General features: G+C 67.3%; 23 protein-coding genes. 9 read left to right on the plus strand and 14 right to left on the minus strand.

The window, feature by feature from the left end; all coding sequences use genetic code 11:
- Positions 1–21: 21 nt before the first annotated feature.
- From ACEN9Q_RS14255 to ACEN9Q_RS14285, 7 genes are all read right to left on the minus strand, one after another.
- Positions 22–4,155, minus strand: coding sequence for a CheR family methyltransferase (locus tag ACEN9Q_RS14255; protein ID WP_495625037.1), 4,134 nt, complete (start codon positions 4,153–4,155; stop codon positions 22–24).
- A gap of 159 nt (positions 4,156–4,314) precedes the next feature.
- The gene (locus ACEN9Q_RS14260) at positions 4,315–4,950 is read right to left on the minus strand and encodes a hypothetical protein (protein ID WP_495625038.1); all 636 of its coding nucleotides are present in this window, start codon (positions 4,948–4,950) and stop codon (positions 4,315–4,317) included.
- Positions 4,947–5,900 (minus strand): MlaD family protein, encoded by a 954-nt coding sequence (locus tag ACEN9Q_RS14265; protein WP_229412543.1) that lies wholly within the window; start codon positions 5,898–5,900, stop codon positions 4,947–4,949. Before ACEN9Q_RS14265 ends, ACEN9Q_RS14260 begins: the two co-directional genes overlap by 4 nt.
- Positions 5,901–5,909: 9 nt before the next feature.
- Positions 5,910–6,716, minus strand: coding sequence for an ABC transporter permease (locus ACEN9Q_RS14270; RefSeq protein ID WP_056435695.1), 807 nt, complete (start codon positions 6,714–6,716; stop codon positions 5,910–5,912).
- Positions 6,717–6,800: 84 nt separating this feature from the next.
- On the minus strand, positions 6,801–9,044 hold the full coding sequence (locus tag ACEN9Q_RS14275) for a RelA/SpoT family protein (protein ID WP_495625039.1): 2,244 nt from the start codon (positions 9,042–9,044) through the stop codon (positions 6,801–6,803).
- A gap of 9 nt (positions 9,045–9,053) precedes the next feature.
- Positions 9,054–9,404 (minus strand): RidA family protein, encoded by a 351-nt coding sequence (locus ACEN9Q_RS14280; RefSeq protein WP_056435700.1) that lies wholly within the window; start codon positions 9,402–9,404, stop codon positions 9,054–9,056.
- A gap of 74 nt (positions 9,405–9,478) precedes the next feature.
- Positions 9,479–10,357: an alpha/beta fold hydrolase gene (locus ACEN9Q_RS14285; RefSeq protein WP_495625040.1), complete on the minus strand. Its 879-nt coding sequence runs from the start codon at positions 10,355–10,357 to the stop codon at positions 9,479–9,481.
- 156 nt (positions 10,358–10,513) lie between these two features.
- Between ACEN9Q_RS14285 and ACEN9Q_RS14290 the strand changes: the two genes are divergently transcribed.
- Together ACEN9Q_RS14290 and ACEN9Q_RS14295 are read left to right on the plus strand one after the other, a co-directional pair.
- Positions 10,514–11,308, plus strand: a complete 795-nt coding sequence (locus ACEN9Q_RS14290; protein WP_495625041.1) for a 3-hydroxybutyrate dehydrogenase — start codon at positions 10,514–10,516, stop codon at positions 11,306–11,308.
- Positions 11,309–11,701, plus strand: coding sequence for a hypothetical protein (locus ACEN9Q_RS14295; RefSeq protein ID WP_495625042.1), 393 nt, complete (start codon positions 11,309–11,311; stop codon positions 11,699–11,701). It abuts the gene before it with no gap.
- A 9-nt stretch (positions 11,702–11,710) separates the two neighbouring features.
- Here ACEN9Q_RS14295 and ACEN9Q_RS14300 read toward each other — a convergent pair whose 3' ends face one another.
- Complete coding sequence (locus tag ACEN9Q_RS14300; RefSeq protein WP_495625043.1) at positions 11,711–12,295, minus strand: hypothetical protein; 585 nt, start codon at positions 12,293–12,295, stop codon at positions 11,711–11,713.
- A 120-nt stretch (positions 12,296–12,415) separates the two neighbouring features.
- Between ACEN9Q_RS14300 and ACEN9Q_RS14305 the strand changes: the two genes are divergently transcribed.
- Together ACEN9Q_RS14305 and ACEN9Q_RS14310 are read left to right on the plus strand one after the other, a co-directional pair.
- The gene (locus tag ACEN9Q_RS14305) at positions 12,416–13,705 is read left to right on the plus strand and encodes a metal-dependent hydrolase family protein (RefSeq protein WP_495625044.1); all 1,290 of its coding nucleotides are present in this window, start codon (positions 12,416–12,418) and stop codon (positions 13,703–13,705) included.
- Between the two features lie 254 nt (positions 13,706–13,959).
- Positions 13,960–15,261: a dicarboxylate/amino acid:cation symporter gene (locus ACEN9Q_RS14310; RefSeq protein ID WP_495625045.1), complete on the plus strand. Its 1,302-nt coding sequence runs from the start codon at positions 13,960–13,962 to the stop codon at positions 15,259–15,261.
- Between the two features lie 102 nt (positions 15,262–15,363).
- On the opposite strand, the gene ACEN9Q_RS14315 is transcribed toward ACEN9Q_RS14310, so the two are convergent.
- A complete protein-coding gene (locus tag ACEN9Q_RS14315; RefSeq protein ID WP_495625046.1) occupies positions 15,364–16,116 on the minus strand; it encodes an SIMPL domain-containing protein in 753 nt (250 codons plus the stop codon).
- Between the two features lie 163 nt (positions 16,117–16,279).
- On the opposite strand from ACEN9Q_RS14315, the gene ACEN9Q_RS14320 reads away from it, so the two are divergent.
- The 3 genes from ACEN9Q_RS14320 to ACEN9Q_RS14330 all read left to right on the plus strand — a co-directional run bounded on the left by ACEN9Q_RS14320 (position 16,280) and on the right by ACEN9Q_RS14330 (position 18,602).
- Positions 16,280–16,666 (plus strand): BlaI/MecI/CopY family transcriptional regulator, encoded by a 387-nt coding sequence (locus ACEN9Q_RS14320; RefSeq protein ID WP_056435724.1) that lies wholly within the window; start codon positions 16,280–16,282, stop codon positions 16,664–16,666.
- Positions 16,663–18,117, plus strand: a complete 1,455-nt coding sequence (locus tag ACEN9Q_RS14325) for a TonB family protein (protein WP_495625047.1) — start codon at positions 16,663–16,665, stop codon at positions 18,115–18,117. Before ACEN9Q_RS14320 ends, ACEN9Q_RS14325 begins: the two co-directional genes overlap by 4 nt.
- A gap of 68 nt (positions 18,118–18,185) precedes the next feature.
- Positions 18,186–18,602, plus strand: a complete 417-nt coding sequence (locus ACEN9Q_RS14330; RefSeq protein ID WP_495625048.1) for an energy transducer TonB — start codon at positions 18,186–18,188, stop codon at positions 18,600–18,602.
- Between the two features lie 57 nt (positions 18,603–18,659).
- Here ACEN9Q_RS14330 and ACEN9Q_RS14335 read toward each other — a convergent pair whose 3' ends face one another.
- Entirely contained in the window at positions 18,660–19,310 is a 651-nt protein-coding gene (locus ACEN9Q_RS14335) for a 3-oxoacid CoA-transferase subunit B (protein ID WP_495625049.1), read from the minus strand.
- A gap of 16 nt (positions 19,311–19,326) precedes the next feature.
- A complete protein-coding gene (locus ACEN9Q_RS14340; protein WP_056435737.1) occupies positions 19,327–20,025 on the minus strand; it encodes a CoA transferase subunit A in 699 nt (232 codons plus the stop codon).
- 146 nt (positions 20,026–20,171) lie between these two features.
- Between ACEN9Q_RS14340 and ACEN9Q_RS14345 the strand changes: the two genes are divergently transcribed.
- Positions 20,172–20,735 carry a PAS and helix-turn-helix domain-containing protein gene (locus tag ACEN9Q_RS14345; protein ID WP_056435740.1) on the plus strand — a complete coding sequence of 188 codons (564 nt, stop codon included), beginning with the start codon at positions 20,172–20,174 and terminating at the stop codon, positions 20,733–20,735.
- Between the two features lie 30 nt (positions 20,736–20,765).
- Here the strand turns inward: ACEN9Q_RS14345 and ACEN9Q_RS14350 are convergent, their stop codons facing one another.
- From ACEN9Q_RS14350 to ACEN9Q_RS14360, 3 genes are read right to left on the minus strand one after another with little or no spacing between them, the layout of a single operon-like run.
- Positions 20,766–21,185 (minus strand): acyl-CoA thioesterase, encoded by a 420-nt coding sequence (locus ACEN9Q_RS14350; RefSeq protein ID WP_495625050.1) that lies wholly within the window; start codon positions 21,183–21,185, stop codon positions 20,766–20,768.
- Between the two features lie 42 nt (positions 21,186–21,227).
- A complete protein-coding gene (locus ACEN9Q_RS14355) occupies positions 21,228–21,998 on the minus strand; it encodes an alpha/beta fold hydrolase (protein ID WP_495625051.1) in 771 nt (256 codons plus the stop codon).
- A gap of 18 nt (positions 21,999–22,016) precedes the next feature.
- Positions 22,017–22,793: an SDR family oxidoreductase gene (locus tag ACEN9Q_RS14360; RefSeq protein WP_056135408.1), complete on the minus strand. Its 777-nt coding sequence runs from the start codon at positions 22,791–22,793 to the stop codon at positions 22,017–22,019.
- Positions 22,794–22,972: 179 nt separating this feature from the next.
- Here ACEN9Q_RS14360 and ACEN9Q_RS14365 point away from each other — a divergent pair, with 179 nt between their 5' ends.
- A complete protein-coding gene (locus ACEN9Q_RS14365; protein ID WP_495625052.1) occupies positions 22,973–24,649 on the plus strand; it encodes an electron transfer flavoprotein-ubiquinone oxidoreductase in 1,677 nt (558 codons plus the stop codon).
- Positions 24,650–24,677: the final 28 nt, after the last annotated feature.

Here is a 24,677-nt window from a genome sequence, read left to right on the forward strand (position 1 = left end):
CCCGCGGGCGCCGCGGACGGCTCATGCGGACGCCGCGCGCCGGACCGCCAGCAGGTCGCGGATGATTTCCGTGAGCCGCTCGACCGACATCGGCTTGCCGACGTGCGCATCGAAGCCGGCCGCGCGGGCCCGTGCAATGTCGGACGGGCGCGCGAGCCCGCTCACGGCAATCGCGGGCAGCGCGGCATGGCGCGGCATCTCCCGCACAGCCTTCAGCAGCGCATAGCCATCCATCCCCGGCATGGAAATATCCGACATCAGCAGGTCGACGTCGCTGTCCGCGAGGATCTCGAGCGCCTGCGGTCCGCTGGTCGCACCCGTCACGAACGCACCGTGCATCTCGAGCAGGGCCTTGCACGTCACGACCACGTCCTCGGCGTCGTCGACGAGCAGGATGCGCACGCCTGCGATACCCGCGGCGACCGTGCCTTTCCCGGCCAGCGGGAGGCCGCCGTCGCGGCCCAGCAGCGGCAGCCAGACGGAGAAACGCGCCCCTTTGCCGACGCCCTCCGAAAACGCTTCGACGCGGCCGCCATGCAGCGTGGTGATCTCGCGCACCAGCGCGAGCCCGATGCCAAGCCCGCCCTTGGCGCGCGTGGTCACGGAGCCGGGCTGGGCGAACATTTCGAAGACCTGCGGCAGAAAACCCGGCGCGATGCCCTGCCCGGTGTCGCTGACGTCGATCCTGGCCAGGCCGTCCTCGCGGCCGAGACGCACGGACACGCTGCCGCCCGGCGGCGTGAACTTGACGGCGTTGCTCAGCAAATTCATCACGACCTGTTCGATCCGTACGCTGTCGGCCATCACGCCCAGGCCGGGATCGTCCGCCTCCAGGTCGATCGCCAGCCGGCCGGCGACGGGATCGGCGCGCACCGCGTCGACGGCGCCCTGCACCAGCGGCAGCAGCTGCACCGGCGCCATCTGCATCGTCAGCTTGCCGGTACGCACACGCGACATGTCGAGCAGGTCGTCGATCAGCTTTGCCTGGCTCAGCACCGCGTGGCGGATCACGCCGGTGGCGCGCGCGACGACCGGCAAGCCGCGCAGGTCGGGCAGGCGCGACAGCAGCTCGACGTTGATGTGGATGAGATTCAGCGGGTGGCGCAGCTCGTGCGCCATGATCGCCAGGAACTCGTCCTTCAGCCCCAGCGCCAGTTCCGCGTCGGTACGGTTGCGCTGCTCCGCGGTCAGGGTCTGTTCCCGCTCCTGCTCCTGGCGCACGCGCTCGGTCTCGTCGCGCGCGATCATCGCATAGCCCTGGAACTCGACGTTCCGGATCTGGATGATCTCGCTCCGGCAAAACAGCGTGCCGCCGTTCTTGCGCAGGTACCAGCGCTCGTCGATGGCGCGGCCGTCGCGGCGCACGCGCTCGATCTCGTCGGCCGGGGCGCCGTGTCCGCGTTCCTCGGGCGTGGACAGGAAGTCCAGCTCGAGCCCCATCACCTCGCTCTCGCGATAGCCGAACATGCGCTCGGCGCCGCGGTTCCAGCTCGTCACGCGGCCATCCTGGTCCATCGTGACGATCGCATAATCCTCCGTGCTCGCGGCCACCAGGCGCATGCGCGCCTCGCCCGCGCGCAGCTTTTCCTCCGCTTCGCGCCGGCCCGTGATGTCGATGAAGGTCATCACCGCGCCTTCGATGCGATCCTCGGTGGTGCGGTACGGCTGCACGCGCACGATGTAGTAGCGGCCTTCCTGGCTGCGCACCTCGCGCTCGACCATGCGCAGCGTGTTGAAGGTCAGCGCCACGTCGTCGGCCAGCTCGGGATAGTCGAGGCGGTGCGTGAGGTCCAGCAGCGACCTCCCGCCGTCGGTCGGGATGACCGAGAAGATGTCGGCGGCGCGCGGCGTGAAGCGCTTGATGCGCAGGCCGCTGTCGACGAAGATCGTGGCGATGTCGGTGGCGGCGATCAGGTTGTTCAGGTCGTCGTTGGCCTTGCCGGTCTCCTCGACCTTGAGCTTGAGCTCGTAATTGACGGTGACGAGTTCCTCGTTGACCGACTGCAGCTCTTCCTTGCTGGTTTCCAGCTCTTCCGTGGCCGAGCGCAGCTCCTCGTTGATCGCCTGCAGTTCCTCGTTGGCGGCGCGCAGCTCCTCGTTCGAGACCTCGGCATGCTCGATGGTTTCCTGCAGCTGCTGCTTCTTGCGCTGGAGTTCGGCCTCCAGCTGCGACAGCACCGCTTCGTCGCCATGGTCCTTGCCGTCGTTCCGGTCCTGGTCGGACTCCCGCTCGACGTCCGCGAACGTCACCAGCAGGAAGTCCTGCGCGGCCTCGTCGTCGTGGAACGGCCGCACCGACATGCTGACCACGCACTGGTGCCCCGCACGCGCCATCGACACCTGGCGCCCCTCCACGGCCGCGCCGGTGTGCTGCACCTGGTACAGGGCGCTGCGCAGGTCGATGCGCAATTCCGGCAGCACCAGCGTGAGGATGTCGCGCGACGGCTCGCCGCCGACCATGCGCATGTAGCGGGCGGCGTGCCCGGACATGTGGACGATGTTGTGGTCGGTGTCGACGATCACGCTGGGCGGCGCGAACTGGGCCAGCGCGCGCCGGTGCACCGCGGCGGGGGGCGCCAGCCGGCGCGCCGTCGACACCAGCGTGCGCGGCTCGGGCAAGTGCAGGTGCAGTGGCGCGCCGGGTTGCGCCCGGTGTTGCGGCAACGTGCGCACGGCGGCCCGCGCGCGGTAGATGCGGTTCTTCTTGTCCACCGGGACGAACAGTTCGTCCAGCGCCTCCGCCGACTCCGACGAGCCGAGGAACAGGTAGCCGCCCGGCTTGAGCGCGAAGTGGAAGGTCTCCAGCACGCGCTGCTGGATGTCGCGGTTCAGGTAGATCAGCAGGTTGCGGCAGGTGACGAGGTCGATGCGCGAGAACGGCGGATCGCGCAGCAGGTTGTGCTCGGCGAACAGGATGCGGTCGCGCACCGGCTTGCGGATGTGGTAGCGGCCGTCCTCGCGCGTGAAATGCTGGCGCAGGCGGCCGGGTGGCACGTCGGTCACGATCGAGACCGGATACAGCCCGGCGCGCGCGACGGCGATCGCGTTCGCATCGATGTCCGAGGCGAAGACCTGGTAGGCGGGCGGATTCGTCATCAGCGCCGCCTGGTCGGCCAGCAGCATCGCCACCGAATACGCTTCCTCCCCGGTGGCGCAACCGGCCACCCAGGCGCGCACCTCGTCGCCGGCCTTGCGGTCGCGGAAGACGGCGGGGATCACGTCGCGCTCCAGCGCCTCGAACGCCTCGCGGTCGCGGAAGAAATTCGTCACCCCGATCAGCAGGTCGTTGAGCAGCAGCTTGTGCTCGCTCGCGTCGGCTTCCAGCAGGCGCAGGTAGTCCGGCAGCGACCGCGTCGCGCGCACCTGCATGCGGCGTTCGAGGCGGCGCAGGATGGTCGCGCGCTTGTACTGGCGGAAGTCGTGCCCGGTCTGCATGCGCAGCAATCCGAGGATGCGCTGCAGCGCCTGCTCCGAAGCGGCGCCGTCGTCGACGATGACCAGTGCCGGACCTTCGCCGCCTTCCGCCGGCGGCAATTCGATGACGCTCGCATTGCGCCATAAATCGATCAGCTTCTGCGGCATCTCGGCGACCGGCAGGATGAAGTCGACCTGCCCGGTACTGATCGCCGCCAGCGGCATGCCGTCGTGTTCCGCGTCCGCCGGGCTCTGGACGATGATCACGCCGCCCATTTCCTTGACCCGCCCGATGCCGGTCGCGCCGTCGCCGCCGGTGCCCGACAGCAGGAGCACGATCGCGCGCTCCTTCTGCGCCTCGGCCAGGGTGCGAAAGAATGCATCGATGGCGATGTGCTGCCCGCGCGGCCGCCGCATCTCGCTGACGACGAGGTTGCCGTCCGACATGCTCAATTGCTTGCTCGGCGCGATCACGTAGACATGGTTGGGCTCGATCTTGACCGCTTCCGTGACCTGGAGGACCGGCATGCGGGTGACGCGCTGCAGGACCTGGTCGGCGCTGCTCTCGTGCTTCGGCGACAGGTGCAGGATCACCACGAATGCCATGCCGTTGTCGGCGGGCATGTGGCCGAACAAGGTGAGGAGTGCCGGCAGGCCGCCCGCCGATGCGCCGATGCCGACGACCGGAAAGGTCAGGTGCGGTGCAATACCGACGGCGGCGACGTTGGGCATCTCGGTCATGGGGTTCATTCTCGGTAGAGGAACTGCGAGTCTAAGCGATAGTGGCACGTTTGGATGGCCGGCGCCGTGGCGACGAGAAAATATTTTGCCGCTGCCCACCATGCATTGCCGGACCTGGCCGACCCGCCCTTGCACAGCGAACGCGGCCGCGTTGACTTATCAGCCCTGCCCCGCCAGTTCGATGCGGCGCCGGATGCGTTCCACCGCCGCCGTATCGCCGGCCGCACGGGCACGCTGTTCCTGCACGCCCAGCCAGGCCAGCAGCGGCCGGCGCCAGCCCTGGTTTGACGCCGTGTCCACGGCCGTCGCGATGTCGGCCGGCGTGATGCGGCCCGCCTTCAGCAGCGCGCCGGCCGCGACGAGGCGCGCGAGCGGATCGGCGACCCCGGCCAGCGAACCGCTCGTCACGACGGCGCGGTGCTGCTCCGGCAGCAGGGCCGCGTCCAGGCCTTGCCAGCGGCCGTCCAGGTAGGCAGCGTACGCGCGCTGGGCCGGCGTGGCGTCGGACGCCAGCGCCGCGAAACCGGCGCAGTCATAGTCGAGCGCCGCCGCCTTGACGCCGCAGCGCACCAGCTCGGCCTGGGCGACGACGTCGAAGCGCCCCGTGCTGGCGCTCGCGCGGCGGGCGCGCGCGAACTCGGCGTCGGCGGCGGGCGAGTCGCCGCGCAGCCAGTCGTCCGTGAAGCCGTCGAGCGAACTCCTGGCCTCGCCTTCCCACGCGGGCGGCTGCGTCTTGCTGGCGCAGCCGGCCAGCGCGGCGGCGGCGATCATCATGATGAGCGGCTTGACGGTCATGGCAGCTTGATCTCCGTGTCGTGCTTGAACGGCCATTTGCGGTTGATCTCGTCGACGAGGCGGTTCACCTTGCGCAGGCTCGCATCGACTTCGCCGCGCAGCCGGCCCAGGTCCTCGGTGGCGGCGTGCGCGTTCTTGCCGACGGCCTGGGCCTCGGCCAGCACGGCGTCCGCCTTCTGCAAGGTGCCGCGCGCGTCCGCCAGAAGGCCGTTCAGTTCGCGGATGGCGCCCTGCGTATCGTCCATCACGCCGTCCTTGCCGAACACGCGCTGGTCCGTCTTGGCCAGCAGCGTGTCCACGCGGTGCAGGGTCTGCAGCAGTTTTTCCGCCTCGGCGTCGCCGCCCAGTGCCGTGCCCAGCACGCCGTAGCGGCCCGACAGGCGGCCGGACAGCGCGTCGACGTTGGCGAGCGTGTTGCCGATGTGGGAGTCGGAGCGCGTCATGGTCTCCAGGTTTTCCAGCAGCGTGCGCGCCGTCGCCAGCAGGCGCGGAATCTCGGCCGCGGCGTCGCCCCGCAGCACGGGACGGCGGGCGTGGTCGGGCAGCGGCGGATCGGTCAGCACGCCGCTGTACGCGCGCAGCCGGGTCTCGCCGACGACGCTGCGCTCGAGCGTGAACACGCTGGTCGTGCGCAGCCATTTCGCATCGTCCTTCGGGATGTCGACGATGACGTCGACCTTGCCGTCCCGGCCCAGCCGGACCTGGCGCACGCGCCCGATGGGGAAGCCGGCGAAGCTCATGTCCATGCCCGGGATCACGCCCTCGGAATCGTCGGCCACGAGCACCAGTTCCTGCGTCTGTTCGAACACGCCTCGCGCGTACATCACGTACAGGAAGAAGGCGGCGATCAGCGCGCCGATCACGACCAGCAGGATCAGGGCCTTGGCTTCCACGTGCTTCGGTTCGTCCGGCGGGGCGTCCGCCATGCGGTCTTTGTCGTTATCGGTCATGGGTCGTCATCAGATGTATTTCACGGCCAGCGAACTGGCCTCGATCAGCAGCAGCACGAACAGCAGCCGCAGCGCGCCCGGTTGCACGTTCGTGCGCAGGCGGCGCGGGCGGCGCAGCAGTTCCAGGATGGCGGCGCTCGGAATCACCGCCACCGCGAGCCCGAACAGCACCGTCTTGAGCACGAAGCCGAGGGTCACGGTCGGGTCGAACACGCGGCCCACCGTGCGCGTGTAGTCCGGCAGGCCCCACGGCGACAGGCCGTACACGTTCAGGTAGGCCAGCACGAGGACGATGGTGCTCGACACCATCGCGAGGCTCAGCACGGAAAACGCGTTGGCGATCACCTGCGGCACGAGGTCGCGGCGCAGGCGGCGCAGCGTCTCGGCCGTCGCCTCCCCGGCCGGCACGCCGCTGCGCGCGAGGCCCATGGCGCCGGCGTCGAACGCCATGCCGGCGCGCAGCGCGGCGAACATCGCGGCCGACAGCGGCAGCAGTTCGAGCACGAGCACCCGCACGACCATCTCCAGCGCGTAGCGCGACAGGCCATAGCTCTGCGCCGTGACGAGCACGATGCGGATGATGACGAGGCTCACGAGGGCCGTGAGCAGCGTGAACCAGGGCAGCACCTGCCACGTGCTCGCGTAGATGTAGCGCGACGTCGCGAGGCGGTTGGCGCGGTGGTACGTCGACGGCGTCAGCGCCATCACGAGCGCCACGGCGCCCAGGTGCAGCATGGCCCACCAGCTGGCGGCGTAGCGCGCGGCCATGACGCCCCACAGGCGCGGTTTGATGTACAAGAGCGAAGTCATCGACATGTCTGCATTGTTGGGTGGGCGGCCCCCGCCCACGCGTAACGCGAACGGACCCCATACGTCACGCGTGGGCACGGGGTGCCCACCCTACGTCCTCCTGGCCTCGTGCACACCCTTCACCTCGCCGATCGCGGCGAGGGCTTTCTGCAACTGGCCGGTGGAGCTGATCTCCGCCGTGAACACCATCCGCGCGAACCCCTTGCTGCTCTGGGTGTTCACGCCGGTCACGTTGATCTTCGAGATGGCCAGCACTTCCGAGATGTCGCGCAGCAGGCCCTGGCGGTCGCTCGCGTGGATGAAGATATCGACCGGGAACACCGTCTCCTGGCCCGTCGCGCCCCATTCCGTCTCGAGCACGCGCTCCGGATTGCGCGACGCCATCTCGGCGAAGTTCTTGCAGCTGGCGCGGTGGATCGACACGCCCTTGCCGCGCGTGACGAAGCCCACGATCGGGTCCGGCGGCGCCGGCTTGCAGCAGCGCGCCAGCTGCGTCATCAGGCCTTCGGTGCCGACCACCAGCACGCCCGACTTGGCGCCCTGCTCCACGCTCGATGCGCGGCTCTTGTTGACGACCGCCTCGTCGGCGACGGGCGCCGCCGGCGCGCCCGTGTCGTGCAGCGCCGCTTCCACGTGGCGCAGGCTGAATTTTTCCTTGCCGACGGCGATGAACAGGTCGTCGACCTTCGCGAATCCCAGCTTGTGCGCCAGCGCGTCCAGGTTGACCGCGGTCTTGCCTTCGCGCTGCAGCGATTTCTCGACGAGCGCGCGGCCGTGCCCCAGCGTCTCGGCCAGTTCCAGCGCGTGGAACCAGGCGCGGATCTTCGAGCGCGTGCGGCTGCTGACCGTATAGCCGGGGCTGAGCCAGTCGCGCGACGGCCCCTGGCTGCCGGCCGGGCCTTTCGCCGTGATGACTTCACAGGTCTGGCCGTTCTTCAGCGGCGTGTTCAGCGGGACCATCACGCCGTCGACCTTGGCGCCGCGGCAGCGGTGCCCCACCTCGCTGTGCAGGTGGTAGGCGAAGTCGATCGGGGTCGCGCCGACCGGCAGCTCGAGCACGCGCGCCTGCGGCGTCAGCACGAAGATGCGGTCGTCCAGCGTCGTGGATTTCAGCTTCTCGACCCATTCGCGCTGCAGCTCTTCCTGGCCGGTGACGGCGCTCGCGACCTCGGTCTTCCACGCCAGCAGCTGGCGCAGCCACGCGATCTTGGCGTCGTATTCCTGGCTCTTGAAGTTGGAGCCGCCTTCTTCCTTGTAGCGCCAGTGCGCGGCCACGCCGTATTCGGCGAAGTTGTGCATCTCGTGGGTGCGGATCTGCACTTCCAGCGGCCGCCCGTCCTCGGCGGTGACGACCGTGTGCAGCGACTGGTAGCCGTTCGCTTTCGGGCGCGAGATGTAGTCGTCGAATTCCTTCGGGATCGGCGTCCAGATGTTGTGGACGACGCCCAGCACGGTGTAGCAGGTCTTGATGTCGTCGACGATCACGCGGAACGCGCGCACGTCGTACAGCTCGGAGAAGTCGAGCTCCTTGCCGCGCATCTTCTTCCAGATGCTGTAGATGTGCTTGGGCCGGCCGAAGACCTCGGCCTTGATGCCGGCCGCCGCGAGCTCTGTCTGCAAGCGCTCGATGGACGACTGCACGAAGCTCTCGCGCAGCATGCGCTTCTCTTCGAGCATCTTGGCGATGCGTTTATACGTGTCCGGCTCCATCATCCGGAACGACAGGTCTTCCAGTTCCCATTTCAGCTGGAAGATGCCGAGCCGGTTGGCCAGCGGCGCGTACAGGTCCAGCACTTCGCGGCCGTAGTTGCGCGTGACGTCGTCGAAGCGCTTGTGCTCCGCGAAGAAGCGCAGCGCGATCACGCACGACGCGAGGCGGATCAGCACGACACGCATGTCGCTGGCCATCGCCAGCAGCATCTTGCGCAGGGTCTCGACCTGGGCCATGGCCTCCTGCGCCGCATTCTTGCCGCGCCCGACGGGGGCCTGGGCCGCCGTCAGGTCGCGCAGGCGGATCAGCTGGTGCACGCCGCGCACCATGTCCGCCACTTCCTTGCCGAAGCGCTCCTCGAGCGCCTCGGCCACGCCCGGCTCCACGATGGCCAGCTCGAACAGCAGGCCGGCCATGCGGGTCTCGGCATCGCTGCCGAGCAATGCAAGCGTACCGCCCACCCCCAGCGAAAACTCGAACGCGCTCTGGCCCGTTGCGGCCGTGCGTTCGCCATACGACGCGGCGGCGAAATCCAGCGCGCCCGTTACGCGCGCGCAGTCGTCGGGGCCGAGTCCGTGGACCAGCTGGGTGGTGGCGTCGCCGAGCGCGACAATCGATACCATCGACGGTCTTTACGCCTGGGCGGCAACGATGACGAATTCGATCAGGCAGGCCGGATCGGCCAGCTTGGCTTCGACGGTCGCGCGCGGCGGGGTGGCGCCCGGCACGACCCATGCTTCCCACACGGTGTTCATGGCCGGGAAGTTGGCCATGTCGGTGATGTAGATCCGGGTGGAGAGGATGCGCGACTTGTCGCTGCCGGCCTCGGCCAGCAGGCGGTCGACGTGGCCCAGCACTTCGCGCGTCTGGCCGATGATGTCCTGCGTGGTGTCGCTCGCGATCTGGCCGGCCAGGTACACCGTACCGTTGTGGATGGCGACTTCGGACAGTCGTTTGCCTACGTGCAGTCGTTTGATTTCCATGCTTTTCTCTAAATGTAAAACGTGGCCTTGCGGCCGTTTCGCCCGGCCGTGGAGCCGAACACCTCCGGCTTGCATCAGCCGGTCAAAAATTCCCTTGCGATCGCGATCTGCGCCGGCTGCAGGAACGTGGGGGCGTGCCCCACGCCTGCGATTTCCCTAAGGCGCGGCTGCGGCCCGCGCCGCGTCATCTCTTCCGCCGTCGCGCGCGACAGCAGGTCGGACAGTTCTCCCCGCACCAGCAGGGTCGGGCAGCGGATCGCGTCGTACGCGGCCCACAGCTGCGCCTCGTCCCTGGCCACCGTCTCCGGCGTCAGCGCCTTGAACGGCGCCGCCAGGCCGGGATCGTAGTGGAGTATCCACTGGCCGTCCGGCTGCTGGACGAGCACGTCGCGCGCCAGCTTGTCCCATTCGGCATCGCTGTGCGGACCGAACGGCGTCGACACCGCCCGCACGAACGCGGCCCCTTCCCCGAAGGTGCGGAAGCGGAGGGCCTGGCCGATATAGTCGCCGATGCGCGCCATCGCCGCCGGGTCCAGCACGGGGCCGATATCGTTCAGCACCATGCGGCGGATCGGGCTGCCTTCCAGCGACGCCAGGCCGATGCCGATCAGGCCGCCCATCGACGTGCCGAACCACTCGACGCCTTCGTCGTCCGCGCCCGCCGTGACGCGCGCGATCAGGGTCACCATGTCGGCCACGTATTGCGGTATGACGTACAGCGCCGGATCGCGCAGCCGGCCGGAACGCCCGCGCCCCACGACGTCCGGGCACACGACGCGGTAACGGTCGGACAGCGCCCGCGCCAGCGCGTCGAAATCGTCGGCCACGCGCGTCACGCCGTGCACGCAGACGAGCACCTTCGTATTGCCGGGGTCGCCCCACTCCTTGTACGCCATGCGGTGCAGGCCGGCGGGCGAACTGCACAGCACGGATTTCATCCTCGGTTCGCTCATTTTCCAGTCCCGACGTTCACCATGCATCCGCCCGGAACATATCAACGTCCCGGGGGGCCGCCAACATTTTACCCGGCGGACCGATTAGAATTCTACCAAGTCTGGCCCGGGACCACCCGGCACTTCATAGAAACTGTCCACGAGAAAGAGGATCGAATGAAATCCACCATGTTAAGCGGCAAGACTGCGCTCGTCACCGGCTCGACCTCGGGCATCGGTCTCGGCATCGCACGCGCGCTGGCCGAGCAAGGCGCCAACATCGTCTTCAACGGCTTCGGCGACGCGCAGCAGATCGAAAAGCTGTACACCGACGTCGGCCAGGAATTCGGCGTGCAGACCGCTTACCACAACGCCGACATGTCGCAGCCGGACCAGATCGCGGCCATGATGGCGTTCGCGGGCGAAAAATTCGGCGGCGTCGACATCCTCGTCAACAACGCCGGCATCCAGTACGTCGCGAACGTGGAGGATTTCCCCGTCGAGAAATGGGACGCGATCATCGCCATCAACCTCAGCTCGGCCTTCCACACGAGCCGCCTGGCCCTGCCCTACATGAAGCGGAAGAACTGGGGCCGCATCATCAACCTGGCGTCGGCCCACGGCCTCGTCGCATCGGCGCAGAAATCGGCATATGTCGCCGCCAAGCACGGCCTCGTCGGCCTGACCAAATCGACGGCGCTGGAAACGGCCCCGACCGGCGTCACCTGCAACGCGATCTGCCCGGGCTGGGTCTTGACGCCGCTCGTGCAGAAGCAGGTCGACGACCGCGCCGCGCGCGAAGGCGTCAGCAACGAACAGGCCAAGAGAAACCTGCTGCTCGAGAAGCAGCCGTCGGGCGAATTCGTCACGCCGGAAGAGCTGGGTGCGCTGGCCGTGTTCTTCTGCAGCCCTGCCGCCAACCAGGTGCGCGGCGTCGCGTGGAACATGGACGGCGGCTGGGTCGCGCAATAAATGGATGAGTCCATCGACGGGTCAGACTTCGACATCGCCGGCCTGCACGACGCCTGCCTGGAACTCGCCCACGTCGTGCTGGCCTCGAGCCAGCCGCAAGTGTCGCGCGACATCCTCGAAACGCTGGCCGACCGCTTCGAACGCGAAGCGGCCGACTTCGCCCTGGTCGTCGGCAACGCCGGGCGCGACACGGCGCTGCTGGCCCGCGCCGTGCACTACCTCGCCGACGCCCACGCGCTGCCGCTGATGGGCACGGACATGGAATGGTTCCGCCAGGCCCTCGCCTGCCTCGTCGAACTGGCCGTGCCCGGCATCGCGCTGTCGCCGAAGGGCGCGGCGTTTCTTCACGACGTCGAGACCGGCATCGCGCAGTCGCTGCACGACCTGGACTGAGCCGGACGTTCAGCGCGCCCGACCGGATGCCGTTTGCGGCTCGGTCCGGTGCAGATCGTCGATCGCCCTCCCGTATTCCCGCGACGCCTTCAGCCGGTCCAGGTAGCGGATCGCGCGGCGCTTGTCCATGCCGATCGAATACTCGAGCGCGCCGCGCGCGCCGCAATAGGCCCGGCAGCTTGCGGGGGCATCGGGCGCCGCCCGGTCCGTGATCGTCAACTTGCCGTGCTCGACACTCACCTTCAGCGCGCACTGCGGATCCTGCGGCAGCGGCGACGGCGCGGGATCGTGGTACACGAACGCGCCCTGTTCGTAGCGCGCCATGCCGGCGATGTCGCACATGTGGCCGTTGTAGAAATCGAGATGGGCGCGCACGTACACATGGCCGGCGTCGTAGGGCACGATCTCGATGACGTCTTCGGCCTGGTAGGGCACGTCCGCTTCGCCGGGCCCCTTGCCGGGCGTGATCGTCGCGCTCATGAAGCGTTGCTTGTAGACGCCCGCCATCTTGTCCATCAGTTGCGCGGGTTCCTGTGCGGCCGCGGTGCACGCACACAGCCCCGCCAGCAGCGGGACGAGGGATCGCAATGTCATCGGATCGGCCTTTGTTGTCGGGATGCCGGCCATGATAAGCCATCCGCCCGCGCCCGTCCCCCACCGCATGGCGCCTCGGCTATGATCGCGTCTTCATCATCGAGACATCGAGGACGACCGATGCGCACCTGGACGACGACCTTCATCGCCGCGCTGTCCCTGCTGGCCTGCGCCGTGCCCGGCGCGCACGCGGCCGACCAGCGCCCCATGCTGCTCACGCCGGACAAGGTCTGGACCGGCGACGGTGCCCCGCACGTGGGCTGGAGCGTGCTCGTCGCACAGGGCCGTATCCAGGGCGTGGGGCCGGCCGCCAGCCTGCCGGTCCCGGCCGACGTCGACCGCATCTCTCTACCCGGCAAGACCCTGATCCCGGGCTTGATCGACCTGCATTCGCACGTGCTGCTGCATCCGTACAACGAAACGACGTGGGACGACCAGGTAATCAAGGAAGCCCCGGCCTACCGCATCGCGCTGGCCGTGCGCCACGCGGCCGACACCCTGCAGGCCGGCTTCACCACGCTGCGCGACCTCGGCACGGAGGGCGCCGGCTATGCCGACGTCGGCATCAAGCGCGCCATCGACGAAGGCCAGGTGCCGGGCCCGCGCCTGTTCGTCGCCACCCGCGCCATCGTCGCGACGGCCAGCTACGGCCCCGCGGAGCGGACCTACCGGCCGGACATGGACATCCCCTACGGCGCCCAGCAGGCGACCGGCGCCGACGAGGCGACCAGGGCCGTGCGCGAACAGGCCGCCCACGGCGCCGACTGGATCAAGTTCTATGCCGACTACCGCACGGGCCCGGACGGCAGCACCCGGCCCACCTTCACGCTCGACGAAATGAAGGCGATCGTCGCGGCGGCGCACGTGAGCGGCCGCAAAGTCGCCGCGCACGCCAGCAGCGACGACGCGATCCGGCTGGCCGTGCTGGCCGGCGTCGACACCATCGAGCACGGCTACGGCGCCAGCGAGGCCACGTTCCGGCTGATGCTGGAACACAAGACCGCATATGTCCCGACGTTGACCGCGCCGGAAGCCATCGGCGAATACTTCCAGCACCACGTGCGCGGCGGCACGCCCACGCCGGCGATGCAGCAGGCCGAGCGCGCCTTCCGCCTGGCCCGCAAGCTGGGCGTGACCATCGGCAACGGCAGCGACGTCGGCGTGTTCGCCCACGGCACGAACGAGCGCGAACTGGAGTGGATGGTGCGCCTGGGCATGACCCCGACGGACGCCCTGCGTGCGGCCACGGTCGTCGCGGCAGGCATCCTCGACCGCAAGGACCTGGGCGCGATCGGCACCGGGATGCTGGCGGACATGGTGGCCGTCGACGGGGATCCAACGGGCGACATCGCGGTGCTGCGCAAGGTGGGGTTCGTCATGAAAGGCGGGACGGTGTACCGGAATCAGTAGAGACCGGCGCGCCCGCCTCCCGTCGCCCCTGCGCAGGCAGGGGCCCAATGTCCGGACCGTTGACATGATTCCCGACCGCGCACAGGACTTGGGTCGCCGCCTTCGCGGGAACGACGTTGGCTTACTGGCCCCGGCCCGTTATTCAGCAAGCCGAGGTCCGGATATCTGTCCCGCCGTTGCGGTTTTCCACAATAGCCGACCCAGATATTTTGCGTAATGATGACGGTGTTACTAATAACGCATGAAGCCTCGTCATGAAAAAACCATTCTATAAAGTCCTTTATGTCCAGGTATTGTTTGCGATTATCGTGGGCGTCCTGCTGGGCATCTACGATCCGGGCGTCGCAACCGCGATGAAGCCGCTGGGAGACGGCTTCGTCAAACTGATCAAGATGATCATTGCCCCGGTCATTTTCTGCACCGTCGTCGCCGGTATCGCCGGCATGCAGGACATGAAGAAGGTCGGCCGCGTCGGCGGCAAGGCCCTGCTCTATTTCGAAGTCGTCTCGACCTTCGCGCTGGCCATCGGCCTGATCGTCGCCAACGTGATCAAGCCGGGCGCCGGCTTCAACGTCAACGCGGCCACGCTGGACACGCACTCGATCGCCCAGTACACCGACAAGACCAAGTCGCTGAACACCGTCGACTTCCTCATGAACATCATCCCGCACACGTTCGTGGATGCGTTCGCCAAAGGGGAAATCCTGCAGGTGCTGTTCATCGCCATCCTGTTCGGCTTCGCGCTGTCGATGATGGGTGAACGCGGCCGTCCGCTGACCCGCTTCATCGACGACATGTCGCACGCCATCTTCGGCGTCGTGAACATCATCATGAAAGCCGCCCCGATCGGTGCCTTCGGCGCCATGGCCTTCACCATCGGAAAATACGGCGTCAAGGCGCTGATCCCGCTGGCATCGCTCGTCGGTTCGTTCTACCTGACCTGCTTCCTGTTCGTCGTGATCGTGCTGGGCGCCATCGCCCGCCTGACCGGCTTCTCGATCTTCCGCTACCTCGCCTACATCAAGGAAGAGCTGCTGATCGTGCTGGGCACCAGCTCGTCGGAAAGCGCCCTGCCGGCCCTGATGCGCAAGCTGGAAAAGATGGGCTGCCCGAAATCCGTCGTGGGCCTCGTCGTCCCGACCGGCTACTCGTTCAACCTGGACGGCACCAACATCTACATGACGATGGCGGCCCTGTTCGTCGCCCAGGCCACGAACACCGACCTGACGCTGACGCAGGAACTCACGATCCTGTTCGTGGCGATGCTGACCTCGAAGGGCGCCTCGGGCATCACCGGCGCCGGCTTCATCACGCTGGCCGCGACCCTGGCCGTCGTGCCGACGATCCCGGTGGCCGGCATGACCCTGATCCTCGGCATCGACAAGTTCATGAGCGAATGCCGCGCCCTCACCAACATCATCGGCAACGGCGTCGCCTCGATCGTCGTGTCGAAATGGGAAGGTGAGCTGGACCAGGAACGCCTGACCGCCGAGCTCAAGAATCCGAGCCCGGACGACGCCGCCGCCGACCTGCACCCGGTCCGCGAAGCCGCATAAGCCGCACGCCACAACGACGATTCCTCGTTCAGACGCCGGGTTCTCCCGGCGTTTTTTTTAGCGCCGCGCATTCATGGCGGCGCGCCGGAACATCCCCTCGTGTCACCGTGCGTGCCTGGGCGCATTTTCCAGGCGGAAGATGACGTCGACGGGCTGGCGCAGCTTGAGCGCCGGGACCGCCAGCAGTTGTTCGCGGTCCACGTCCTGGGCGCGCGCATCGCCCGTGGTGCGCGCGTGGCGGAAATCGTCGCGCTCCAGGCCCATCGCCGTACCCAGGTTCTTCAGCATATCCGGCGTCGCCGCCATCACCCCGCCGACGCGTCGCCCGAATGCGGCCGCCATCACCTCGGCCCGGCGGCGCGCGTCCTGGATCGCCTGCGTCATGAGTTCGTCGTTGATACGGTCCATGTCGCTGCGGTCGAAGGCCGACGCGAAGCCGTCGAGGTTCGGCTTGCCGAGCAGGCCGCCGGCCAGCGGCGCCCAGTTGGCAAGGTTGCGCACGTTGATATGGACGTCGCAGCGCAGTTCGTACACGGGCGCGCCGTTCGCGGCCCGGTCGTCCTTGCGAACGCTCTGGCGCACTTCGCGGACGGCGGCGTCACTGTCCTCCATGCCCAGGCGCCCCATCAGGGCACGCACTTCTCCCACGCGCGTTTCGAGAACGGTTCGGGCCGCGGCCGGGTCGGCGTCCGTGGCCACGATTTCGAAGTCGAGACTGCCGATGTCGGGCACGACGGCCTGGAAGGCGCTGCCGGTGACATGCACGAACGGGTACGCGGGGACGGGCGTGGCGCGGGCCGCGCCGGTGGCCAGCAGGAGGACGAGAACGGCAATGCGCAGACGGGTTTTCAGCATGAAGGCTCCAACGGTGGATGGGCTCGGCGATATGTAGACAACCATGTCTATGTTAGTGCGCCAAGCAAGCCCATGGCAAGCGAAACGGCGGAAAATAAACTTGTAGACAAGTCGTTCTAGACAAGCTAGTCTAGATTTATCGACCACGTTCCGCAAGACTGCCATGACCACATCCCCCGCCCTGCCGAGGCCGACGCCGGCCGAACTCGACCTGTTGCAAGTGTTGTGGCCGCTCGGCTCGGCCACGGCGCGCCAGGTCCACGAGGACATCATCAAGGAACGCCCGGACGTCACGTACGCGACCGTGCTGCGCCTGATGCAGATCATGCACGCCAAAGGTTTATTGATCCGCGACGAGAGCGAACGGTCTCACGTCTACGCACCAGCCCAGGCGCAGGACGCGCTGCAGACGAATCTGCTCAAGGACCTGATGCAACGCGCCTTCGCCGGCTCGGCGAAAGCGCTCGTACTGGCCGCCCTCAAGAGCGGCATTTCGAAAAAGGAGCGCGATGAGATCGAACAACTGCTGAAAGACGAGGACGAGCAATGAGCGCCGGGTTTGCCCGTGGGCTGCTGACCATGCTGTTGCCCACGCATCTACTCGCGCCGCTGCACCTGCCCGCGCTAGCTCCCGCCTTCGTGGCGAGCCTCGGCTGGACGCTGCTGCACTTCGTCTGGCAAGGGACGCTGGTCGGCTGCGCGACGGCCGTGCTGCTCGTAGCGCTGCGCAACGCCCGGCCGGAAAGCCGCTATGCCCTGGGGTGCGGCGCGCTGCTGCTCTGCATCGCCTGGCCGGTGGCCGACCTCGTGCTGATGCTGCAGGACGGCCGCGATATCCCGGCGGCGCGCCTGCTGCCGCTGGTGCCCGCGCCGGACGCGGCACTGCCGGACGCGGCCGGCGTGTTCGGCTGGCTGCAGCGCCATCTCGACACGATCGTCGGCGCGTGGGCGGTCTGCGCGGCGGCATTCGTGCTGCGCATGGCCCTCGGGCTACTGTGGATCGGACATGGCGCGGGCGCGGACGACGACACGGCACGAGGCGACGCTTCGGAACGTCGCGATGGCGAACGCACCTGGCAGGCCCGCCTGTCGCAACTTGCCGCCCGTGCAGGCATGGTGCGCCACCTGCGCCTGCGCATCGTCGACAGGCTTGCGAGCCCGATCACGGCCGGTTGCTGGCGGCCCGTCGTTCTCGTGCCGGCCGCGCTCGTGACGGGCATGCCGCCCGCCCTGCTCGAGGCACTGCTGGTGCACGAACTGGGCCACGTGCGGCGCCACGACTACCTCGTCAACCTCGCGCAGAACGTGATCGAGGCCCTGCTGTTCTATCATCCGGCCGTGTGGTGGATCTCGCGGCGCATCCGCCACGAGCGCGAGCAGATTGCCGACGATTTCGCCGCGCGCCTGCTTGGCGAACCGCGCCGCCTGGCGCGGGCGCTGTCCGAGCTGGAGCGCCTGCAGTTCTCGCGCCACCACCTGGCCCAGGCCGCGACAGGTGGCGACCTCGCTTCGCGCATCCGCCGCCTGCTGCGTCCCGATCGGCAGGCGCTGGACTGGCATACCGCGCTGCCCGGGCTGAGCCTCGTGCTGGGTCTCGTGGTGGCCTGCGCCGCCGGTGCCCACGCGTTGTCATCGCGCAGCGGCACGGACCGCCCGGCAGCCGTCGCTGCGGCAGCCGTCGCTGCGCCAGCCATCGCGGCGCCAGCCATCGCGGCGGCCGACGTGTCGCGCCGTGCCATCATGGACTTCACCTCCTGCCGCAAGCCGCAATACCCGAAGGCCGACATCGCGGCCGGACACGAAGGCGCCGTCATCGTGGGATTCCGCGTCGACGCCGCCGGCGCCGTGATGGAGTCGAAGATCCTGCAGTCGAGCGGCTACGCCAGTATGGACGAGGCGGCGCGCGGCGCGCTGCATCGATGCCGGTTCAAGCCCGCACTGAGCCACGGCCGGCCCGTACCGACGTGGACACCCGTCAAGTACATCTGGACGCTCGCATGAGGCGGCGCCTTCCCGAACTGGAGGTCATCAGTTCCCATTCAACCGGGCCTCGGCCCAAAGGAGAATCCATGTTCAGCATCGTCCGCAGTGTCCGTTCCACCCTGGGCTGCCGGCCCGTCCCGGCATCGTTCTACGTGGCCGGCGTCGCGTTCGCCTGCGCTGCTGCGGCACAGGCCGCGTCGAGTCCGCCGGCCGACGACAGCGCCGTAACCGCCAGGGCGACACTCGAGTTTAGGAGCTGCGCCAAACCACAGTACCCAAAAGCCGACCTGCAGGGCCACCACGAGGGCGCGGTCACCCTGGGCTTTCTGGTGGACGAGAACGGCCGGGTGAAGGATTCGAAGGTCATGGAATCGAGCGGCTTTGCGACACTGGACGAGGCCGCGCGCACGGCGCTGGCGACATGCGGCTTTCGCCCCGCGCTCGACAACGGCAAGCCTGTGCAGCAATGGACCAGCGTGAAATACGTGTGGACCCTGCGCTGAACGGAAGCGTTTGGAAGAGAAACGGGCGGCGGCATTGCGGCGCCGCCCGCAGCGGCCTCAGACGGCCGAAACGTCCAGTTCCGCCGACGTGGCGGCCACGACGTCATCCTTGCTGACGCCCGGCGCCAGTTCGACCAGCTTGAGACCGGTATCCGTGACGTCGATGACGCCGAGGTCGGTAATGATGCGGTCGACGACACCGACGCCCGTCAGCGGCAGGTCGCATTTCTTGAGGATCTTGTGGCTGACCGAGCCGTCCTTGCTTGTGGCCACGTGTTCCATCACGACGACGACGCGCTTGACGCCGGCCACGAGGTCCATCGCGCCGCCCATGCCCTTGACCATCTTGCCCGGGATCATCCAGTTGGCCAGGTCGCCCTTGGCCGATACCTGCATCGCGCCGAGGATCGCCAGGTTGATCTTGCCGCCGCGGATCATGCCGAAGGAATCGGCCGAGCTGAAGTAGGCGGCGCCCGGCAGCGCGGTCACCGTCTGCTTGCCGGCGTTGATGAGGTCGGCGTCCACTTCAGCGTCGGTCGGGAACGGACCGATGCCCAGCAAGCCGTTTTCCGACTGCAGGAACACTTCGATGTCCTTGGGGACGTAGTTCGCCACCAGCGTGGGCAGGCCGATGCCCAGGTTCACGTAGAAACCGTCCTGCAGTTCCTTGGCCGCGCGCGCGGCCATTTCATCACGAGTCCATGCCATGTCTGTCTCCCTGGTCTTATGCTTGACGCACGGTGCGCTGTTCGATGCGCTTTTCCGGCGTCGGGTTGTGAACGATGCGGTGCACGAAGATGCTCGGGGTATGCACCTGGTCCGGATCGATTTCGCCGATCTCGACCAGCTGCTCGACTTCCGCGATGCAGACCTTGCCCGCGGTCGCCACGTTCGGGTTGAAGTTGCGTGCCGTCTTGCGGAACACGAGATTGCCGGCGCGGTCGGCCTTCCAGGCCTTGACGAGCGACACGTCGGGCACGAGCGAACGCTCCATCACGTACATCTCGCCGTCGAATTCGCGGGTCTCCTTGCCTTCCGCGACGATGGTGCCGTAGCCCGTCTTGGTGAAGAAAGCCGGGATGCCGGCGCCGCCGGCGCGCAGCTTCTCGGCCAGCGTGCCCTGCGGCGTGAATTCCAGTTCCAGTTCGCCGGCCAGGAACTGGCGTGCGAATTCCTTGTTCTCGCCCACGTACGAAGCGATCATCTTCTTGATCTGGCGCGTCGTGAGCAGTTGGCCGAGACCGAAGTCGTCGACGCCGGCGTTGTTCGAGATCGCCGTCAGGTTCTTGACGCCGGAATCGCGCAGCGCGAGGATCAGCGCCTCAGGAATGCCGCACAGGCCGAAACCGCCCACGGCAATGGTCTGGCCGCTTGCGACGACCCCTTCCAGCGCGGCGCGCGCATCAGGATACACTTTGTTCATACCCGTCCCTTTGGTTATTGAGCTTCAAGCGTGGTTATGCTGCTCTACAGCAGAGTAGAATTCGAGAATAGAATACGCCCCTCCAAAGCACAATACCGTAGAAATACCGGCAAGCGTTTCCTGCGGGGACACTCGACTACCATCAAATGAACGCATCATACGCCATCGATTACGAGATGATTTTCCAGCACGCGCCGGTCGGCATGTGCATCTCGGTGAACCGCGTGATCCAGTCCTGCAACCACGCCCTCGCGGCGATGTTCGGCTATCCACGCACGCATCTGGACGGCCAGTCGTTCTCGGTACTCTACCCGACCATGGACGAGTTCCTGCGCACGGGCGACCGCATCATTCCGATCATGAACGCGAAGGGCCGCTACTCGGACGAGCGCATCATGCGGCGGGGCAATGGGGAATTGTTCTGGTGCCACGTGACGGGCCGCGCGCTCGACCCGGCCGAGCCGCTGGGCGCCGGCGTGTGGACGTTCGAGGACGTCAGCGAAAAGCGTCCCGTGACGGCCGAGCTGACCCCGCGCGAGCGCGAGATCGCGGCCCTGCTCGTCGAAGGCAAGACGAGCAAGGTGATCGCGCGCGAGACCGACCTGTCGCCGCGCACGGTGGAGATGCACCGCGCCAAGCTGATGCGCAAGTTCTCGGCGTCGACGTCGTCGGAACTCGTGCACAAGCTGGTGGGCATGTCACGAGAATGAACGGTGGGCGCGGGTGCCCGCCGGGCTCTGCTAGTCCGCGGGCAGCATCGCGCGCAACTGCGCCGGCAGCGGCACCGATTTCTCGGCCGCGAAATCGATCCACACGACCTTGCCCCCGCCCTCCGCCGCCACCACGTCGGCATTGCCGTGCTCGTCGACCATGCGGATCTCGTGCGTCACCTCGAAGCTGGACCGGCCGGCCGGACCGGCGAACGTCCGGATCTCGATCTCGCCCGGGTACTTCAGCTGCTTGATGAAGGTGCAGTAGGCGGTGACGAGCACCGGGCCTTCGTGCTGGACGTCGAGGCCGCCCGCCGCCTGTTCGAGGAAGGCGATGCGCCCGCTCTCCATGTACCGGAAATACACCGTGTTGTTCACGTGTCCGAATGCATCCATGTCGCCCCAGCGGATGGCCTGGCGCATGGCGTGAACTTGCTTCTTGTCGCTCATTATTGCGTCTGTGTCGTTGCCAAAAGGCGCAATGATACGGCGTCAGGCGCCGGAACGGCAGTCCCCGTCGTAGAGGATGCCCTCGACGATGCCGCAGAATGTCGCCGGGTCTTCCAGCATCATCATGTGCCCCGCCCTGGGCTGGACGCACACGCGGCGTGCCTGCGACAGCACCCAGTCGGGCACGTCCCAGCCGGCGGCCGACTGTTCGCCGCCGACGAGGTACAAAGGCGTGGCGCGCGCCAGCACGCGGCCGACGCAGCCCAGGTAGTCCGGCGCGCCCGTCGTGTCGAGCACGGACTGCGCCATCTTCTGCACCGTCGTGTACGGTTGATTGGCGAGGATCTCGCGCGCCCACGCGACGCGCTCGTCGCTCGCCTCGATGCCGCTCTGTTCCAGCCAGGCGGCCGGCGCCCCTTCCATCGCGCCATATTCGGCGGCCCAATCGGCGTCCGTCAGCGCGGCGATGCGGCCCGTCCAGAACGCATCCTTCAGCGTGAAGTTGCCCTCCACGCAGATCAGGCCGAGCACGCGATCGGGGACCATGTCCGCCAGCAGCATCGCAATGGCGCCGCCCACGCTGTGGCCCAGCACCCAAGCGGGGCCGCCGGCATCGTCGCGCAGGAAGCGCGCGAGCGTTGCCGCCTGATCGGGTAATGCGAGACCGGTGTCGTCGCTGCGGCGCCGGCCGTAGCCGGCCAGGTCGGGCGCGACGACGTCGACGCCGGGCAGGTAGCGCTGCGGCTCGAAATAGCTCAACGAGCCCAGCAGGCCGTGGACCAGCAGCAGCCGCGGCCGCGCATGCGCTGTCATCGCGCTGTCATCGCAACGTTATTGCGCCGTCATGCCGTCGTCGGCCGTGATGATGGCGCCGTTGATGAAATGGGCTTCCTCGGCCGCGAGCAGCAGCAGCAGGCCGTCGAGGTCTTCCGGCTTGCCGGTGCGGCGGCGCGGCAGCATCTCGATCAGCTTTTTCCCCTGCTCCGTGTCGAAATAATCCTCGTTCATCTCGGTGGCGATATAGCCCGGGCAGATGGCGTTCACGTTGATGCCGTAGCGGCCCCATTCGACGGCCATCGCCTTCGTCATCTGCACGACGCCGGCCTTGCTCATGCAGTACACGCCGATCTGCGGCAGCACGCGCAGCCCGGCGACGGACGCGATGTTGACGATGCGGTGCTGCTTCTTCGGGTCGCCCTTGGCGCGCTGGATCATGCGCTTGGCCGTCTGCTGGGCCATGAAGAAGGCGCCGCGCAGATTCGTGTCCATCACGTAGCCGTAGTCTTCCTCGCTGACGTCGAGCAGGCGCTGTGTCGTCGACACGCCGGAGTTGTTGACGAGGATGTCGATCGGCCCCGCTTCCGTCTCGGCGTGGGCGATCGCGGCCTTGATGCTGGCCAGGTCCGTCACGTCCAGCGCCACGACGTGGGCCGCGCCGCCGTCCGCCTCGATCTCGGCGCGCAACTCCTTCAGGCGTTCGATGCGGCGCGACGCCAGCACGACCTGGGCACCGGCACCGGCGAGGGCCTTGGCGAACCGCGCGCCCAGTCCGCTGGATGCGCCCGTGACCATCGCGATTTTTCCTTCGAAATTGACTTCAATCCCCACGTTACGCCCCCTGTCCCCGAACTAAATTCTGTTGCGAAGTCATAATGATTACACACTTCACCTATTTCACACCGATTAGATTGCCGCGTCTAATAGTTGCCCTACAATGGCGCTCGACGTTGCCAACGAGCGCAAAAAAGTGCACACTCGTGCTTAAATTTTTTTAACTACTATAAGACATGACTCAGCCCAACTCCCTCCTCGAAGAATACGGCCCCCGCGAAGCAATGGAATACGACGTGGTCATCGTCGGCGGCGGCCCGGCCGGGTTGTCCGCAGCGATCCGCCTGAAGCAGCTGGCTGCCGAAAAGGGCCAGGACGTGTCGGTCTGCGTGCTGGAAAAAGGCGGCGAACTGGGCGCGCACATCCTGTCGGGCGCCGTGATGGATCCGCGCGCGCTGGACGAGCTGTTCCCGAACTGGAAGGAGCTGGGCGCACCGCTGAACACGGCCGTCACGGAAGACCGCGTGCTGTTCCTCACCGAGACCAGGTCGTACGCGACGCCGTCGTTCATGGTGCCGAAAGCGCTGACGAACCACGGCAACTACGTGATCTCGCTGGCCAACGTCGTGCGCTGGCTGGGCCAGCAGGCGGAAGCGCTGGGCGTCGAGATCTTCCCGGGCTTCCCCGCCGCCGAGATCCTGTACAACGACGACGGCTCCGTGAAGGGCGTCGCGACCGGCAACATGGGCGTCAACCGCCACGGCCAGCCGACCGACGCATTCCAGCTGGGCATGGAACTGCATGCGAAATACACGCTGTTCGCGGAAGGCTCGCGCGGCCACCTCGGCAAGCAGCTGATGGCGAAATATGACCTGAACAAGGGCAAGGACCCGCAGACGTACGGCATCGGCATCAAGGAGCTGTGGGAAATCGATCCGGCCAAGCACCAGCCCGGCCTCGTGATCCACACGGCCGGCTGGCCGCTGGACAACGACACGTACGGCGGTTCGTTCCTGTACCACCTGGAAAACAACCAGGTCGCGGTCGGCTTCGTCGTCGGCCTGTCGTACCAGAACCCGTACCTGTCGCCGTACGAGGAATTCCAGCGTTATAAGACGCACCCGGCCATCCGCCACTTCTTCGAAGGCGGCAAGCGCATCTCGTACGGCGCGCGCGCGATCACGGCCGGCGGCCTGCAGTCGCTGCCGAAGACGGTGTTCCCGGGCGGCGCGCTGATCGGCTGCGACGCGGGCTTCCTCAACACGAGCCGCATCAAGGGCAGCCACGCGGCCATCAAGACGGGCATGCTGGCCGCCGACGCCGCCCATGCCGCGCTGGGCGCAGGCCGCCAGCACGACGAACTGGCGAGCTACCCGGCCGCGTTCGAACAGTCGTGGCTGCACGAGGAACTGCACGTCGCGCGCAATTTCAAGCCATGGATGAGCAAGGGCCTGATCACTGGCACCATCATGGTCGGCATCGACCAGATCGTGTTCAAGGGCAAGGCCCCGTGGACCCTGCACCACAAGCACGCGGACCACGAATGCCTGCGTCCGGCATCGGACTTCAAGCCCATCGCCTATCCGAAGCCGGACGGCAAGCTGACGTTCGACCGCCTGTCGTCCGTGTTCATCTCGAACACGAACCACGCGGAAGACCAGCCCGTGCACCTGACGCTGAAGAATCCGAATATCCCCGTCGAGGTCAACCTGGCCAAGTTCGCGGGTCCGGAACAGCGCTACTGCCCGGCCGGCGTGTACGAGTTCGTGAAGACGGACGAGGGCCGTGACCGCCTGCAGATCAACGCGCAGAACTGCGTGCACTGCAAGACGTGCGACATCAAGGACCCGACGCAGAACATCGTCTGGGTCACGCCGGAAGGCGGCGGCGGGCCGAACTACCCGAACATGTGATGATCAAAACGGCGGAGCAATCCGCCGT

It is taken from the genome of Massilia sp. Masssp93 (assembly GCF_059491295.1).

Coding starts and splice junctions, on each gene's coding strand:
- ACEN9Q_RS14290 (WP_495625041.1), top strand. CDS start 10,514: ATGAAATCCACCATGTTAAGCGGCAAGACTGCGCTCGTCACCGGCTCG.
- ACEN9Q_RS14270 (WP_056435695.1), bottom strand. CDS start 6,716: ATGTCGATGACTTCGCTCTTGTACATCAAACCGCGCCTGTGGGGCGTC.
- ACEN9Q_RS14275 (WP_495625039.1), bottom strand. CDS start 9,044: ATGGTATCGATTGTCGCGCTCGGCGACGCCACCACCCAGCTGGTCCAC.
- ACEN9Q_RS14305 (WP_495625044.1), top strand. CDS start 12,416: ATGCGCACCTGGACGACGACCTTCATCGCCGCGCTGTCCCTGCTGGCC.
- ACEN9Q_RS14260 (WP_495625038.1), bottom strand. CDS start 4,950: ATGACCGTCAAGCCGCTCATCATGATGATCGCCGCCGCCGCGCTGGCC.
- ACEN9Q_RS14365 (WP_495625052.1), top strand. CDS start 22,973: ATGACTCAGCCCAACTCCCTCCTCGAAGAATACGGCCCCCGCGAAGCA.
- ACEN9Q_RS14335 (WP_495625049.1), bottom strand. CDS start 19,310: ATGGCATGGACTCGTGATGAAATGGCCGCGCGCGCGGCCAAGGAACTG.
- ACEN9Q_RS14255 (WP_495625037.1), bottom strand. CDS start 4,155: ATGACCGAGATGCCCAACGTCGCCGCCGTCGGTATTGCACCGCACCTG.
- ACEN9Q_RS14330 (WP_495625048.1), top strand. CDS start 18,186: ATGTTCAGCATCGTCCGCAGTGTCCGTTCCACCCTGGGCTGCCGGCCC.
- ACEN9Q_RS14320 (WP_056435724.1), top strand. CDS start 16,280: ATGACCACATCCCCCGCCCTGCCGAGGCCGACGCCGGCCGAACTCGAC.
- ACEN9Q_RS14340 (WP_056435737.1), bottom strand. CDS start 20,025: ATGAACAAAGTGTATCCTGATGCGCGCGCCGCGCTGGAAGGGGTCGTC.
- ACEN9Q_RS14355 (WP_495625051.1), bottom strand. CDS start 21,998: ATGACAGCGCATGCGCGGCCGCGGCTGCTGCTGGTCCACGGCCTGCTG.
- ACEN9Q_RS14295 (WP_495625042.1), top strand. CDS start 11,309: ATGGATGAGTCCATCGACGGGTCAGACTTCGACATCGCCGGCCTGCAC.
- ACEN9Q_RS14325 (WP_495625047.1), top strand. CDS start 16,663: ATGAGCGCCGGGTTTGCCCGTGGGCTGCTGACCATGCTGTTGCCCACG.
- ACEN9Q_RS14345 (WP_056435740.1), top strand. CDS start 20,172: ATGAACGCATCATACGCCATCGATTACGAGATGATTTTCCAGCACGCG.
- ACEN9Q_RS14300 (WP_495625043.1), bottom strand. CDS start 12,295: ATGACATTGCGATCCCTCGTCCCGCTGCTGGCGGGGCTGTGTGCGTGC.
- ACEN9Q_RS14280 (WP_056435700.1), bottom strand. CDS start 9,404: ATGGAAATCAAACGACTGCACGTAGGCAAACGACTGTCCGAAGTCGCC.
- ACEN9Q_RS14285 (WP_495625040.1), bottom strand. CDS start 10,357: ATGAGCGAACCGAGGATGAAATCCGTGCTGTGCAGTTCGCCCGCCGGC.
- ACEN9Q_RS14310 (WP_495625045.1), top strand. CDS start 13,960: ATGAAAAAACCATTCTATAAAGTCCTTTATGTCCAGGTATTGTTTGCG.
- ACEN9Q_RS14350 (WP_495625050.1), bottom strand. CDS start 21,185: ATGAGCGACAAGAAGCAAGTTCACGCCATGCGCCAGGCCATCCGCTGG.
- ACEN9Q_RS14265 (WP_229412543.1), bottom strand. CDS start 5,900: ATGACCGATAACGACAAAGACCGCATGGCGGACGCCCCGCCGGACGAA.
- ACEN9Q_RS14315 (WP_495625046.1), bottom strand. CDS start 16,116: ATGCTGAAAACCCGTCTGCGCATTGCCGTTCTCGTCCTCCTGCTGGCC.